General features: G+C 70.5%; 13 protein-coding genes, 1 rRNA gene and 1 riboswitch. Of the genes, 12 read left to right on the forward strand and 2 right to left on the reverse strand.

Annotated elements, in window-relative coordinates; translation table 11 throughout:
- From rrf to AB0F77_RS36995, 11 genes are all read left to right on the forward strand, one after another.
- Nucleotides 1–95: ribosomal RNA gene (rrf, locus tag AB0F77_RS36945) — 5S ribosomal RNA — on the forward strand; the annotation flags it as partial.
- Between the two features lie 109 nt (nucleotides 96–204).
- The gene (locus AB0F77_RS36950) at nucleotides 205–813 is read left to right on the forward strand and encodes a CDP-alcohol phosphatidyltransferase family protein (protein ID WP_361957159.1); all 609 of its coding nucleotides are present in this window, start codon (nucleotides 205–207) and stop codon (nucleotides 811–813) included.
- A gap of 114 nt (nucleotides 814–927) precedes the next feature.
- A complete protein-coding gene (locus AB0F77_RS36955; protein ID WP_361957162.1) occupies nucleotides 928–3,423 on the forward strand; it encodes a mannose-1-phosphate guanyltransferase in 2,496 nt (831 codons plus the stop codon).
- Nucleotides 3,424–3,590: 167 nt separating this feature from the next.
- Complete coding sequence (locus AB0F77_RS36960) at nucleotides 3,591–4,427, forward strand: DUF881 domain-containing protein (protein WP_361957165.1); 837 nt, start codon at nucleotides 3,591–3,593, stop codon at nucleotides 4,425–4,427.
- Entirely contained in the window at nucleotides 4,424–4,756 is a 333-nt protein-coding gene (locus AB0F77_RS36965; RefSeq protein ID WP_003988855.1) for a small basic family protein, read from the forward strand. Before AB0F77_RS36960 ends, AB0F77_RS36965 begins: the two co-directional genes overlap by 4 nt.
- 5 nt (nucleotides 4,757–4,761) lie before the next feature.
- Entirely contained in the window at nucleotides 4,762–5,628 is an 867-nt protein-coding gene (locus AB0F77_RS36970) for a DUF881 domain-containing protein (RefSeq protein ID WP_361957168.1), read from the forward strand.
- A gap of 130 nt (nucleotides 5,629–5,758) precedes the next feature.
- Nucleotides 5,759–6,649, forward strand: a complete 891-nt coding sequence (locus AB0F77_RS36975; protein ID WP_361957171.1) for an FHA domain-containing protein — start codon at nucleotides 5,759–5,761, stop codon at nucleotides 6,647–6,649.
- A 43-nt stretch (nucleotides 6,650–6,692) separates the two neighbouring features.
- Entirely contained in the window at nucleotides 6,693–7,436 is a 744-nt protein-coding gene (locus AB0F77_RS36980) for a MerR family transcriptional regulator (protein ID WP_361957174.1), read from the forward strand.
- Nucleotides 7,437–7,522: 86 nt separating this feature from the next.
- Nucleotides 7,523–7,996 carry a bifunctional nuclease family protein gene (locus AB0F77_RS36985; RefSeq protein ID WP_189316188.1) on the forward strand — a complete coding sequence of 158 codons (474 nt, stop codon included), beginning with the start codon at nucleotides 7,523–7,525 and terminating at the stop codon, nucleotides 7,994–7,996.
- A 251-nt stretch (nucleotides 7,997–8,247) separates the two neighbouring features.
- A complete protein-coding gene (locus AB0F77_RS36990) occupies nucleotides 8,248–8,886 on the forward strand; it encodes a MerR family transcriptional regulator (protein WP_361957178.1) in 639 nt (212 codons plus the stop codon).
- Between the two features lie 111 nt (nucleotides 8,887–8,997).
- Nucleotides 8,998–10,434: a DNA polymerase IV gene (locus tag AB0F77_RS36995; RefSeq protein ID WP_361957181.1), complete on the forward strand. Its 1,437-nt coding sequence runs from the start codon at nucleotides 8,998–9,000 to the stop codon at nucleotides 10,432–10,434.
- Between the two features lie 117 nt (nucleotides 10,435–10,551).
- Here AB0F77_RS36995 and AB0F77_RS37000 read toward each other — a convergent pair whose 3' ends face one another.
- Nucleotides 10,552–10,926 carry a PRC-barrel domain-containing protein gene (locus AB0F77_RS37000; protein WP_361957184.1) on the reverse strand — a complete coding sequence of 125 codons (375 nt, stop codon included), beginning with the start codon at nucleotides 10,924–10,926 and terminating at the stop codon, nucleotides 10,552–10,554.
- 113 nt (nucleotides 10,927–11,039) lie between these two features.
- Nucleotides 11,040–11,135, forward strand: a riboswitch (glycine riboswitch).
- Between the two features lie 174 nt (nucleotides 11,136–11,309).
- Between AB0F77_RS37000 and gcvP the strand changes: the two genes are divergently transcribed.
- Entirely contained in the window at nucleotides 11,310–14,195 is a 2,886-nt protein-coding gene (gene gcvP / locus AB0F77_RS37005) for an aminomethyl-transferring glycine dehydrogenase (RefSeq protein WP_361957187.1), read from the forward strand.
- Nucleotides 14,196–14,322: 127 nt separating this feature from the next.
- Here the strand turns inward: gcvP and AB0F77_RS37010 are convergent, their stop codons facing one another.
- Nucleotides 14,323–14,742 carry a TOBE domain-containing protein gene (locus AB0F77_RS37010; protein ID WP_361957190.1) on the reverse strand — a complete coding sequence of 140 codons (420 nt, stop codon included), beginning with the start codon at nucleotides 14,740–14,742 and terminating at the stop codon, nucleotides 14,323–14,325.
- Between the last annotated feature and the right edge of the window lie 9 nt (nucleotides 14,743–14,751).

Here is a 14,751-nt window from a genome sequence, read left to right on the forward strand (position 1 = left end):
AAACGCCCGGTTACATTCCGAACCCGGAAGCTAAGCCTTACAGCGCCGATGGTACTGCAGGGGGGACCCTGTGGGAGAGTAGGACACCGCCGAACTCCTTTTAGAGCTCTGGCTCTTGGGCGTACAGCCCGAGGGCCAGAGCTTTTTTGCGTTGAGGTAGGGTCAGGGGGCATCGTTGGTTCTTTTCCCACAGGAGGCCCCCGGGTGGAGGTCCAGGAGACCCGTGTCCAGACGGACCGGGTCCTCACCATCCCGAACATCCTCAGCATGGCGCGGCTCGTCGGCGTCCCCGTCTTCCTGTGGCTCATCCTCAGGCCGGAGTTCGGTGGCCCCAAGAGTGACGGCTGGGCACTGCTGATCCTCGCGCTGAGCGGGATCAGCGACTACCTGGACGGCAAACTCGCGCGGCGCTGGAACCAGATCAGCAGCCTCGGCCGGCTCCTCGACCCGGCCGCCGACCGGCTCTACATCCTCTCGACCCTGGTGGGCCTCACCTGGCGTGAGATCCTGCCGCTCTGGCTGACCGCCGTGCTTCTCGCACGCGAACTGGTCCTGCTGGTGATGGTCGGCGTCCTCAGGCGGCACGGCTATCCGCCGCCGCAGGTGAACTTCCTGGGGAAGGCGGCCACGTTCAATCTGATGTACGCCTTCCCGTTGCTTCTGCTCAGTGACGGAAGCGGTTGGATCTCGTCACTCGCTGCGATTTTCGGATGGGCGTTCGCCGGATGGGGTACAACGCTCTACTGGTGGGCAGGAGTGCTCTACGTGGTACAAGTCCGCCGCCTGGTCCGTGCGGACGCCATGGCCGACTGAGCTCGGCGATTGCCCGAACGCGGTGGCTCGATGGCCCTCGACGGAAAAGTGCGGGACAATCTTGACGGGTGAAGTCGGCTAGACCGTCATCTCTTGGAGGAGGACGCTTCCGACATGAAGGCCGTCGTGATGGCCGGTGGCGAAGGCACTCGCCTTCGCCCGATGACCTCGAGCATGCCCAAGCCGCTCCTGCCCGTGGCGAACCGCCCGATCATGGAGCACGTGCTGCGGCTGCTCAAAAGGCATGGGCTCAACGAGACCGTCGTGACCGTGCAGTTCCTGGCCTCGTTGGTCAAGAACTACTTCGGTGACGGCGAGGAGCTCGGAATGGAGCTCACATATGCCAACGAGGAGAAGCCACTCGGTACCGCCGGAAGCGTCAAGAACGCCGAAGAGGCGTTGAAGGACGATGCTTTCCTGGTCATCTCCGGTGATGCCCTGACCGACTTCGACCTCACCGAGCTGATCAATTTCCACAAGGAAAAGGGTGCACTTGTCACCGTCTGTCTGACGCGTGTGCCCAATCCGCTGGAGTTCGGCATCACCATCGTCGACGAAGAGGGAAAGGTCGAGCGTTTCCTCGAGAAGCCGACCTGGGGACAGGTCTTCTCCGACACGGTCAACACGGGCATCTACGTGATGGAGCCCGAGGTATTCGACTATGTCGAGGCCGACGTCCCGGTCGACTGGTCCGGTGATGTCTTCCCGCAGCTCATGAAGGAGGGCAAGCCGGTCTACGGCTATGTCGCCGAGGGCTACTGGGAGGACGTCGGCACCCACGAGTCGTACGTCAAGGCGCAGGCCGACGTCCTGGAGGGCAAGGTCGACGTCGACATCGACGGCTTCGAGATCTCCCCCGGCGTCTGGGTGGCCGAGGGCGCCGAGGTACACCCCGACGCGGTGCTGCGCGGACCGCTCTACATCGGCGACTACGCGAAGGTCGAGGCCGGCGCCGAGATCCGCGAGCACACGGTCGTCGGCTCCAACGTGGTCGTCAAGAGCGGCGCGTTCCTGCACAAGGCCGTCGTGCACGACAACGTGTACATCGGGCAGCACAGCAACCTCCGCGGCTGCGTCGTCGGCAAGAACACCGACATCATGCGCGCGGCACGGATCGAGGACGGCGCCGTCATCGGCGACGAGTGCCTGATCGGTGAAGAATCGATCGTTCAGGGCAATGTGCGCGTCTACCCGTTCAAGACGATCGAGGCCGGCGCGTTCGTCAACACCTCGGTCATCTGGGAGTCCAGAGGCCAGGCGCACCTGTTCGGCGCCCGCGGGGTCAGCGGCATCCTGAACGTGGAGATCACGCCGGAACTGGCCGTGCGGCTGGCCGGGGCGTACGCGACCACGCTCAAGAAGGGCTCCACGGTCACCACCGCGCGTGACCACTCCCGAGGCGCCCGTGCCCTGAAGCGGGCCGTGATCTCCGCCCTCCAGGCCAGCGCCATCGACGTACGGGACCTGGAGAACGTACCGCTGCCCGTGGCCCGTCAGCAGACCGCGCGGGGCAGCTCCGGCGGCATCATGATCCGGACCTCGCCGGGTGTGCCCGACTCCGTCGACATCATGTTCTTCGACGGGCAGGGCGCCGACCTCTCCCAGGGGAGCCAGCGCAAGCTGGACCGGGTGTTCGCCCGGCAGGAGTACCGGCGCGCGTTCCCCGGTGAGATCGGCGACCTGCACTTCCCGTCGAGCGTCTTCGACTCGTACACCGGCTCGCTGCTGCGCAACGTCGACACCACCGGCATAGCCGAATCCGGGCTCAAGGTGGTCGTGGACGCCTCCAACGGCAGCGCCGGCCTGGTCCTGCCCAGCCTGCTCGGAAAGCTCGGCGTGGACTCCCTGACCATCAACCCCGGCCTCGACGAGTCGCGGCCCACGGAGACGGCCGACATCCGGCGCTCGGGGCTGGTGCGGCTCGGTGAGATCGTGGCGTCCTCGGGAGCCGCCTTCGGCGTGCGGTTCGACCCCGTGGGCGAGCGGCTGTCGCTCGTCGACGAGAAGGGCCGCATCATCGAGGACGACCGGGCGCTGCTCGTGATGCTCGACCTGATCGCCGCGGAGCGGCGCAGCGGGCGGGTGGCGCTGCCGGTGACCACGACCCGGATCGCCGAGCAGGTGGCCGCCTACCACGGCACCCAGGTCGAGTGGACGACCACCTCGCCCGACGACCTCACGCGCGTGGGCCGCGAGGAGGGGACCATCTTCGGTGGCGACGGCAAGGGCGGCTTCATCGTCCCGGAGTTCAGCGGTGTCTACGACGGCACGGCGGCGTTCGTACGGCTGATCGGGCTGGTGGCGCGCACGCAGCTCACCCTGAGCCAGATCGACGCGCGGATCCCGCGCGCGCACGTCATCAAGCGGGACCTCGCGACGCCGTGGGCCGTCAAGGGTCTCGTGATGCGGCGTGTCGTCGAGGCCGCCGGGGACCGCTCCGTCGACACCACGGACGGGGTACGCGTCGTGGAGACCGACGGGCGCTGGGTGATGGTCCTCCCGGACCCGGCCGAGGCGGTCACGCACCTGTGGGCGGAGGGGCCGGACGACGCCTCCGCGCAGGCACTCCTGGACGAATGGGCGGCGATCGTGGACAGCGCCGGCCGGTAGAAACAGCCGCACGCGCGCGTGCCGGACAAGTGTCCCCAAGGGGGCCTGTCCGGCACGCCGGTGGGGCCATTCGGAGGTACTGCTCGCGACGTGCGACGATGTGCGGCATGCCGCAGCAACCCCCCGTTCGGAGCAAGGCCGCGCGGCCTTCGCGTCCGGATGCCTCCATGTCGTTGATCACCAACGTCATGGACCACAGCCTGGACGACGGCTATGCGGAGGCCGCCGCACGGAGGAACGCCTGGGGCGAGGGCGGCATGCCGAAGACGCTCCGGGCGAAGCTGGGCCTCGCGGGCGGTCTGGTGCTCGCGGCGCTCGTCGTGACCGTCGGGGCGGCCCAGGCGCGCGTGGCGGCCCCCGTCGTCGCCAGGGAGCGCCAGGAGCTGCTCGACCGCATCGACGAGGAGACCACGTCGGCGGACAGGCTGGAGGGCGGCGTCGACAAGCTCCGCGACGACGTGAGCGCCCGCCAGCGGGCCGCCCTGAGGTCGAGCGGCGGCAGTGAAGGCGCGGACCTCGTGGGCATCCTGTCGGGCGCCACGGCGGTGCACGGCCCCGGGGTGAAGCTGGTCGTCGACGACGCCAAGGAAGCCACGTCCGGTGGCGACGGCGACCCGCGGGAGACCTCGGGCTTCTCCGACACCGGCCGGGTCCGCGACCGTGACATGCAGCGCGTCGTGAACGGACTGTGGGCCTCCGGCGCCGAGGCCGTCTCGATCAACGGGCAGCGGCTGACCGCCCTGTCCGCGATCAGGGCCGCGGGTGACGCGATACTGGTCGACAACAAGCCGCTGGTGCCGCCCTACACGGTCCTGGCGGTGGGGGACGGGAACAGGCTGAGCACGACGTTCCAGGACAGCGCCGACGGCCTCTATCTGCACGCGCTGCAAGAGAACTTCGGCATCCGGACCGGTATCTCCACACAGACCGACCTCCGGCTGCCCGCCGCACCGAGTGTGATCGTCCGTACCGCACAGCCGAGAACTGAGAAGGGCACATCGTGATCGCCGTACTGGGCCTCGTCGTGGGAGTCGTGGCGGGCCTGCTGGTCCGTCCCGAGGTTCCGGCGGTCGTCGAGCCTTACCTGCCGATCGCCGTCGTCGCGGCGCTCGACGCCGTCTTCGGCGGCCTGCGGGCCATGCTCGACGGCATCTTCGACGACAAGGTCTTCGTGGTCTCGTTCCTGTCGAACGTCGTCGTGGCCGCGCTCATCGTGTTCCTGGGCGACAAGCTGGGTGTGGGCGCGCAATTGTCCACCGGTGTCGTGGTGGTCCTCGGCATCCGGATCTTCTCCAACGCCGCGGCGATCCGGCGGCACGTGTTCCGGGCGTGAGGCGGATGAGCAACCAGGACGAGCAGCCGGAGAACGGGCTGCGCAGGGAACTGCCCCAGGAAGTGCCCGCGGAAGTGCCCGCGGAGGCGTCCAGGGACGCCTCCGCCGCGCCGGGGCGCGCGGGTGGCGACGAGGCGGCACCGCCCGGACCGACCGGTCGGCAGCGGCTGGTCGACGGGCTGTGGCCGCCGCGCATCAGCCGGGCCCAACTCATCGTCGCCCTGCTGCTGTTCGGGCTCGGATTCGGGCTCGCGGTGCAGGTGGCGTCGAACAGTGACAGCGACAACGCGCTGCGCGGCGCGCGGCAGGAAGATCTTGTTCGCATTCTCGATGAACTCGACGACCGTACTCAGCGTCTTGAAGACGAGAAGACGGGACTGGAGAAGCAGCGGCAGGAGTTGCAGACCAGCTCCGACCAGGCCGCGGAGGCACGCAGACAGACCGCCGAGAAGGAGAGGCAACTCGGCATCCTGGCGGGCACCGTGGCCGCGGAGGGTCCTGGCATCACCATGACGATCGACGACACGAAGGGGACGGTCCAGGCGGACATGCTGCTCGACGCGGTCCAGGAACTGCGCGCCGCGGGCGCGGAGGCGATCCAGGTCAACGGTGTCAGGGTCGTCGCCGGCACCTACCTCACGGACTCGGGCAAGACGGTCGGCGTCGACGGGAACAAGATCAACGCTCCGTTTCGTTTCAAGGTCATCGGCAAGCCGCAGGATCTGGAGCCGGCGCTCAACATTCCCGGAGGCGTGGTGCAGACCCTCGAGAAGGAGCAGGCCACTGTGACGATCGAGCGTTCGACCAAGATCGTCGTGGACGCCTTGCGAGCGGCGAAGCAGCCTGACTACGCTCGGTCGTCGTCGCAGTGAACCGGCGGTGCATGGGGGACGTCCGTCAGGGGCATGAGGTTGCGGGGGGTCGACGCACCGACGGGGTGGTGCGTGGTGGAAACTGTCTGGTGGATACGGACGTTGTGAGGATGTCCGGGTCGGCCGGTGTATGGAATCAGGGTTCGTCCTGCCCCACGGGCGGGTCTGTTTCGGTCAAGGGGAATCGCCCGTGAAGTTGTTTGCGAAGTTGTTCGGCAAGAGCGCGCGAGACGGCGGCGACAACGCCACCGCTCGCCATCGCGCACAGCCTGACGCAGAGGGCCAGCGTCCGCTGTTCCGTGACCAGGTGGCTGGTCCGGGTGGTGACTTTTCCGGAGGTCAGGGCGCGGCGTCGGTTGACCCTGCCCAGTCCGGCGGCATAGGTTTCGGGCAACCGTCAACCTCAAGTACGGGTGGAGGGTTTGCCTCCGACCCGTACGCGTCCAACGCCCCGGCGGGGCAGCCGCGGCAGGAGGATCCGTCCATGTCGATCCTGGTGTGTACGAGGTGCGGCAACCGCAACGCGGAGAACGCGCGGTTCTGTTCCAACTGCGGCGCGCCGCTGCGCCCGGGGGCGACCCCGGAGCGTCCGTCCGAGACGACGTCCACCATCTCCATCTCCGGCCTGGAGGCGTACGACGCCGAGGTGACCGGTCAGACGCAGCTGCCGACGCTGTCGCCGGAGGCGCAGGCCGCGGTGGACGCGCTGCCGGTGGGTTCGGCGCTGCTGGTGGTGCGGCGCGGTCCCAACTCGGGCAGCCGCTTCCTGCTGGACGGCGAGCTGACCACGGCCGGCCGTCATCCGCAGAGCGACATCTTCCTGGACGACGTGACGGTCTCGCGCCGCCACGTGGAGTTCCGCCGGCTGCCCGACGGCTCCTTCACGGTGGCCGACGTGGGCAGTCTGAACGGCACGTACGTCAACCGCGAGCGGATCGACCAGGTCGGTCTCGCGAACGGCGACGAGGTGCAGATCGGCAAGTACCGGCTGGTGTTCTACGCGAGCCGGCAGGGCATCTGACCCTCCCGCGGACCCGGTCCGCGGGAGGAATCGGGGAAGGTCCATGGCGCAGACACCGAGCGGCGGTGCCGGACACGGCACCGCCGCCCCGGACGGCGGGCTGATGAGCATCGGCTCGGTACTCAACGTGCTGCGCGACGAGTTCCCCGAGGTCACGATCTCCAAGATCCGTTTCCTGGAGTCGGAGGGCCTGGTCGAGCCGCAGCGGACGCCTTCGGGGTACCGCAAGTTCAGCGCGGCGGACGTCGAGCGCCTCGGACACGTGCTGCGGATGCAGCGGGACCACTATCTGCCGCTCAAGGTGATCAGGGAACACCTGGACGCCGTGGAGCGCGGCGAGGCCGTACCGCCGCCGCTCGTGGGGCGTCAGCGCGACGGCAGTCCTCGGGCCCTCCCTGAGCCGGTCGAGGGGCCCACGGCGGCCAGGATCAGGCGCGGCGAGCTGCTGGCGGCCGCGGAGATCGACGAGGGCGTGCTGCGGGAGTGGGAGTCGTACGGCCTGCTCGCCCCGTTGGAGGACGGCTCGTACGACGCGGAGGTGGTCACGGTGGCCGGGCTCGTCTCGGAGCTGGGCCGCTTCGGCATCGAGCCGCGCCACCTGCGGGTGATGAAGGCCGCCGCCGACCGGGAGGCCGGGCTGGTCGACCAGGTGGTCGCCCCGCTCAAACGGCACCGCAATCCGCAGACCAGGGCCCATGCCCAGGCCCGTACGGAGGAGCTGGCGGAGCTGACCGTGCGGCTGCACGCGGCGCTGGTGAGGACCGCGCTCGGCTTGCGCCTGCCTTGAGCGGTGACTGTGTCCGGGCCCCCGGACGGGTCGCCCGATCCCGGCCCGACTACCCAAACGTCCCGGGCACGGCCTAGGGTTGCTGTGTGAACGAGCTCGATGTCGTAGGTGTCCGGGTCGAAATGCCCTCGAACCAACCGATCGTGCTCCTGCGTGAAGTGGGCGGCGATCGGTACCTCCCCATCTGGATCGGCCCGGGGGAGGCGACGGCGATCGCCTTCGCGCAGCAGGGCATGGCTCCCGCACGACCGCTGACCCACGACCTGTTCAAGGACGTGCTGGAGGCCGTCGGGCAGGAGCTCAGCGAAGTGCGCATCACGGACCTGCGTGAGGGCGTCTTCTACGCGGAGCTGGTCTTCGCGAGCGGGGTGGAGGTGAGCGCGCGTCCGTCCGACGCCATAGCGCTGGCCCTGCGCACCGGGACGCCGATCTACGGCAGTGACACGGTGCTGGACGACGCGGGGATCGCGATCCCGGACGAGCAGGAGGACGAGGTGGAGAAGTTCCGCGAGTTCCTCGATCAGATCTCGCCCGAGGACTTCGGCACCAGCAGCCAGTAGAACGGCTGGTCGGCCCGGCGGACCACGGTCCGTGCCGGGCCGTTGTCGGTTCCGGGGCCGGGGCATGTGCCAGGGGCCAGTGAGGGCGTCGTGGGACTGCCCACGAGCGCATTCGGCTAGCCTTTCCCCGCGGTGGGGACGGAAAACCACTCCTAGGGTGATTATCACTCGGCGTGCCGAGTGTGGCGATCGTTGACGCACCCCTGGTGACTGCCTACCGTCGAGAGGGCAGGTCAAGGACGGAGGTCGGCGTGAGAAGCAGCGGCGACGGTACGGCTGGGGGTGCCCCCGGACGCGGTTTCGGGGAGAGCGGTCCGTACCCGCTTCACGGCGCGGACCACGCCCCGCAACGGCCCACGGCCGTGCCGAGCAGCGGAGGGGCGGCGTCCATGGTGTCCGAGGAGATCGGTTACCGCGGTCCGACGGCATGCGCGGCCGCCGGCATCACCTATCGGCAGCTCGACTACTGGGCCCGCACGGGGCTCGTGGAGCCGAGCGTGCGGCCCGCGTACGGCTCGGGCACCCAGCGGCTCTACAGCTTCCGGGACGTCGTCGTCCTGAAGATCGTGAAGCGGTTCCTGGACACGGGCGTGTCGCTCCAGAACATCCGCTCGGCGGTGCGGCACCTGCGTGAGCGCGGCTTCAGCGACCTGGAGCGCATGACGCTGATGAGCGACGGCGCCACGGTGTACGAGTGCACCTCTCCGGACGAGGTCCACGCGCTGCTCCAGGGTGGCCAGGGCATCTTCGGGATCGCCGTGGGCGTGGTGTGGCGGGACGTGGAGGGCGCCCTGTCGCAGTTGCACGGCGAGCGGATCGACACCGGTGAGACGCTCGTCGGTCACAACCCGGCGGACGAACTGGCCCGGCGGCGCAACCGGGCCGTCTGAGCTCCGGCCGCGCGGGCCGGGCCCCGAGGGGCTGGGCCCCGCGAAGTCCGGTGCGGCGTGCCCCGGCCCTGCGCCGGGGCATTGTCAGTGGCGTGGTGCAGCATCGGAGATGTGAGGAACACGCCCACGATCCTGCATCTCGACATGGACGCCTTCTACGCCTCGGTGGAGCAGGCGTCCAAGCCGAGCCTGCGCGGGAAGGCCGTCGTCGTGGGCGGGCTCGGGCCGCGCGGGGTGGTCGCCACCGCCTCGTACGAGGCGCGGGTGTTCGGGGTCCACTCGGCGATGCCCATGGCGCAGGCGCGCAGGCTGGCGCCGAACGCCGCCTACCTCACGGCCCGGTTCGGGTTCTACCGGCTGATCAGCGAGCGGGTGATGGCGCTGCTGCGGGAGCTGTCGCCCCTGGTGGAGCCGCTGAGCCTGGATGAGGCGTTCGTGGACCTGGAGGCCGGGGGCGCGGCCCGGGACGAGGCGTCGGCGCTGGTGGCCGGGCAGAAGCTGCGCGAGGACATACGGACGGTCACGGGGCTCACCGGGTCGGTGGGGCTCGCGGCCTCCAAGATGCTCGCCAAGATCGCCTCAGAGCGGGCCAAGCCGGACGGGCTGGTGCTGATCGAACCGGGCACGGAGCGGGCGCTGCTCGGTCCGCTGTCGGTGCGGACCCTGCCGGGGGTGGGGCCGGCGACGGGCGACCACCTGCGGCGGGCCGGGATCACCACGGTCGAGGAGCTGGCGGAGGCGGGGGAGGACGAGCTGGTGCGGCTGGTGGGCAAGGCGCACGGGCATGGGCTGTACGCGATGGCGCTGGCGCACGACGAGCGGCCCGTGGTGGCGGAGCGGGAGACCAAGTCGGTGTCGGTCGAGGACACCTACGACGTGGACATCCACGACCGGCTGCGGGTCGGGCTGGAGGTGCAGCGCCTCGCGGACCGGTGTGTGCGGCGGCTGCGCGGGGCCGGCCTTTCGGGACGGACGATCGTGCTCAAGGTGCGCAGGTACGACTTCTCGACGCTGACCCGGTCGGAGACGCTCCGGGGTCCCACGGACGATCCGGCGGTGGTCCGGGAGGCGGCGGCGCGGCTCCTGGACTCCGTGGACACGACCGGTGGGGTGCGGCTGCTCGGGGTGGGCGTCTCGGGGCTGGCCGACTACACGCAGGAGGACCTGTTCGCACAGGCGGCGGGCGAGCGGGCGGACACGGCGGACACGGCCGCCGAGGAGGAGGCCGAGGCCGCGCCCGTCGTCCGGGAGGCGGCGCCGGCCGAACGCCGCTGGCCGCCGGGCCGTGACGTTCGGCACACCGAGCACGGCCACGGCTGGGTGCAGGGCAGCGGTCTGGGCCGGGTCACGGTCCGCTTCGAGACCCCGGACTCCGGTCCGGGCCGGGTGCGGACGTTCCGGACGGATGATCCCGCGTTGGAACCGGCCGATCCGCTGCCGCTGGTGCCGGGAGGTCCGGGAGGCTCAGGAGACGCGGGGGACGAGGACGCGGGGCTGGAGGGAGCAGCCGTGCGGGGCGGAGGTGACATCGGCGGCGGGGGCGGGTGAGGCGGGTGCGCTCGGCGGAGGGCGGGAGTCCGGGCGGGGACGTTGCTCCGTACGGGGACCGCGGCGGTGGGGGAAGCCGGAGAGCGTCCGTGGTGGACGTGCCGCGGGCCCCGGGGGTCAGGCGTCTTCCTTGCCCGCGACCTTGCCGAAGTCCCGGTCGGGGACCGTGGACGACGGCAGGGCCACGTCGAGGCCGTAGTGGTGGTAGAGCTGGAGCTCCTGCTCCGGGGAGAGGTGACGGCCCACGCCGAAGTCGGGGGCGTCCTTGATCAGGGCGCGTTCGAAGGGGACCCGGAGGGTGCCCTCGACCAGTTCGCTCGGTTCGAGCGGGACGAAGGCGTCGCGCGAGAAGAGACCGGTCCGTATGGCCGCCCACTCCGGCACACCCGTCGCGTCGTCGAGGTACACCTCGTCGATCGTGCCGATCTTGGTGCCGTTGCGGTCGAACGCCTTGCGGCCGATCAGGTGGCGCGGATCGATGTCGGTCTGCACGGGCCCTCCTCATGCTCACAAAGCCTCTGTAGGCACTACAAAAGTGCACAATCGGCCATGCGGCCACTCGAAAGCCGGTCATTGACCCCGCTGGTAGGCTGATGAGCGGCTGCCGACCCCGTGCGGGAGAGTCCTCCGGAGATCGTCGGAGGCGCCGAAGGAGCAAATCCTCCCCGGAATCTCTCAGGCCCACGTACCGCACGGACGAGGTCACTCTGGAAAGCAGGGCGGACGTCGACGGCGTCCGCTCTCACCGACGGTGAAAGCCGGGGCCCACGGGCCTCCGGTGAAGCTCTCAGGTCGAGATGACAGAGGGGGAGGCCGTCGGGGTGCCCGCGCCGGGGTGCCCCTCGAAGGTCGCGTCAGACCAGGAGGCCTCCGCCATGACCGCCGATCGCATTCCGCTCGCAGCACTCGAGCGGGGCACACCGTTCGAGGACCGCCACATCGGGCCCGACCCGGAGGCGCGGGCCAAGATGCTCGCCCAGGTGGGCTACGGCTCGCTGGACGAGCTCACCGCGGCCGCCGTCCCGGACGTCATCAAGAACGCCGACACGCTGGACCTGCCCGGCGCCCGGACCGAGGCCGAGGTGCTGGCCGAGCTGCGCTCCCTCGCGGACCGCAACCAGGTGCTCGGCTCGATGATCGGCCTGGGCTACTACGGCACCTTCACCCCGCCCGTCGTCCTGCGCAACGTCATGGAGAACCCGGCCTGGTACACGGCCTACACGCCGTACCAGCCGGAGATCTCCCAGGGCCGCCTGGAAGCGCTGCTGAACTTCCAGACCATGGTCGCCGACCTCACCGGCCTGCCCACCTCCGGCGCCTCCCTGCTGGACGAGGGCACCGCCGCGGCCGAGGCGATGGCGCTGTCCCGGCGCATGGGCAGGAACAAGAAGGGCCTCTTCCTGATCGACGCGGACGCGCTGCCGCAGACCGTCGCCGTCATCGAGACCCGCGCGGAGCCGACCGGCGTCGAGGTCGTCGTCGCCGACCTCAGCGACGGCATCCCGGCCGAGATCGCCGCGCGCGAGATCAACGGCGTGCTGCTCCAGTACCCGGGCGCCTCCGGTGCCGTACGCGACCTCAAGCCGGTCATCGAGCAGGCGCACGAACTCGGCGCCCTCGTCACCGTCGCCGCCGACCTGCTCGCCCTCACCCTGCTGACCCCGCCCGGGGAGCTGGGCGCCGACATCGCCGTGGGCACCACGCAGCGCTTCGGTGTGCCGATGGGCTTCGGCGGACCGCACGCCGGCTACATGGCCGTGCACGAGAAGTTCGCGCGCAGCCTGCCCGGCCGGCTCGTGGGCGTCTCCGTCGACGCCGACGGCAACAAGGCGTACCGGCTCGCCCTCCAGACGCGTGAGCAGCACATCCGCCGTGAGAAGGCGACCAGCAACATCTGCACCGCGCAGGTGCTGCTCGCGGTGATGGCCGGCATGTACGCCGTGTACCACGGGCCCGACGGGCTGACCGGCATCGCGCGCCGCACCCACCGCTACGCCACGGTCCTCGCCGCCGGGCTCACCGCGGGCGGCGTCGAGCTCGTCCACGGCGCCTACTTCGACACCCTGACCGCCAAGGTCGCGGGCCGGGCCGCCGAGGTCGTGGCCGCCGCCCGCGACAACGGGGTCAACCTGCGCCTCGTCGACGCCGATCACGTCTCGATCGCCTGCGACGAGACCACGGACCGGGCCCACCTGGGCGCCGTGTGGGCCGCGTTCGGCGTCGAGGGCGACATCGAGGCGCTGGACGCCACCGCCGAGGAGACCCTGCCCGCCGGTCTGCTGCGCACCTCCGGGTTCCTCACCCACCCGGTCTTCCACCAGCACCGCTCCGAGACCGCGATGCTGCGCTACCTGCGCAGACTGGCCGACCGCGACTACGCGCTCGACCGCGGCATGATCCCGCTGGGCTCCTGCACCATGAAGCTCAACGCGACCACCGAGATGGAGCCGGTCACCTGGCCCGAGTTCGGACAGCTGCACCCCTTCGCGCCCGCCGAGCAGGCCGAGGGCTACCTCACGCTCATCCGCGAGCTGGAGGAGCGCCTCGCCGAGGTCACCGGCTACGACAAGGTCTCCCTCCAGCCGAACGCCGGTTCGCAGGGCGAGCTGGCCGGTCTGCTCGCGGTCCGCGGATACCACCGCGCCAACGGCGACGAGCAGCGCACCGTCTGCCTCATCCCGTCCTCCGCGCACGGCACCAACGCGGCCAGCGCCGTGATGGCCGGCATGCGGGTCGTCGTCGTGAAGACCGCCGAGGACGGCGAGGTCGACGTCGAGGACCTGCGGGCCAAGATCGAGCAGCACCGTGACGAGCTGGCCGTGCTGATGATCACCTACCCGTCGACGCACGGGGTGTTCGAGGAGCACGTCGCCGACATCTGCGCCCAGGTCCACGAGGCGGGCGGCCAGGTGTACGTCGACGGCGCCAACCTCAACGCCCTGGTCGGCCTCGCCAAGCCGGGCCACTTCGGCGGCGACGTCTCGCACCTGAACCTGCACAAGACGTTCTGCATCCCGCACGGCGGCGGCGGTCCCGGTGTCGGCCCGGTCGGCGTGCGCGCGCACCTGGCGCCGTACCTGCCCAACCACCCGCTCCAGCCGGCGGCCGGCCCCGAGACGGGCGTCGGGCCGATCTCGGCGGCGCCGTGGGGCTCGGCGGGCATCCTGCCGATCTCCTGGGCGTACGTCCGCCTCATGGGCGGCGAGGGGCTGAAGCGTGCCACGCAGGTGGCCGTGCTGTCCGCCAACTACATCGCCAAGCGCCTGGAGCCGCACTACCCCGTGCTCTACACCGGTCCGGGCGGGCTGGTCGCGCACGAGTGCATCATCGACCTGCGCCCGCTGACCAAGGCGACCGGCGTGAGCGTGGACGATGTCGCCAAGCGGCTGATCGACTACGGCTTCCATGCGCCGACGATGTCGTTCCCGGTGGCCGGCACGCTGATGATCGAGCCCACCGAGTCCGAGGATCTGGCCGAACTGGACCGGTTCTGCGAGGCGATGATCGCCATTCGCGCGGAGATCGAGAAGGTCGGCGCGGGCGAGTGGCCCGCGGAGGACAACCCGCTGCGGGGCGCCCCGCACACCGCGGCGGCGCTCGGCGGTGAGTGGACGCACGCCTACAGCCGCGATGAGGCCGTCTTCCCGGCCGGTGTGTCGGCCGCCGACAAGTACTGGCCGCCGGTGCGCCGGATCGACCAGGCCTACGGCGACCGCAACCTGGTCTGCTCCTGCCCGCCGCTGGACGCGTACGAGGACTGAGCGAGGAGTCGAGCGAGGAGTGGTCGAGCGAGGGCTCCCACCCGGACACCGGGGTGGGAGCCCTCGCCCGTGCCCTGCCGTGCCGGCGGCTGTGCCGTCCGTGCCGTGCCGTGTCCGGTCGCCCGTGTCAGGCCGTCGCGAGGGAGATCTCGGTCGACTTGATCAGGGCGACGGCCGGTGAGCCGGCCGTCAGGGCGAGGTCGTCCACCGCGTCCCTGGTGACGGCGGCGGTCAGCGCGCCGCCGTCGACGGTGAGACGGACCTGGGCCATCGCGCCGCCGGTCGCCACGTCGGTGACGGTGCCCGGGAGCTGGTTGCGGATCGACAGGCCCTCGACCGGGCCGGTGGCGAGGGCGACCTCCGTCGACTTCACCAGGGCGCGCACGGCGGTGCCCGGGGCGAGACCGAGGTCGGTGGCGGCTTCCCGGGTGATCGCGGCGGTGAGGGTCTGGCCGCCGGTGAGCCGGATGCCGACGGTGGCCATCACCTCGCCCGGGGTGACGGTGGTGACGGTGCCGGGGAGCTGGTTGCGGATGCTCAAGGTCATGGGCATCAA

Source organism: Streptomyces sp. NPDC026672 (assembly GCF_040638185.1).
Classification (GTDB): domain Bacteria; phylum Actinomycetota; class Actinomycetes; order Streptomycetales; family Streptomycetaceae; genus Streptomyces.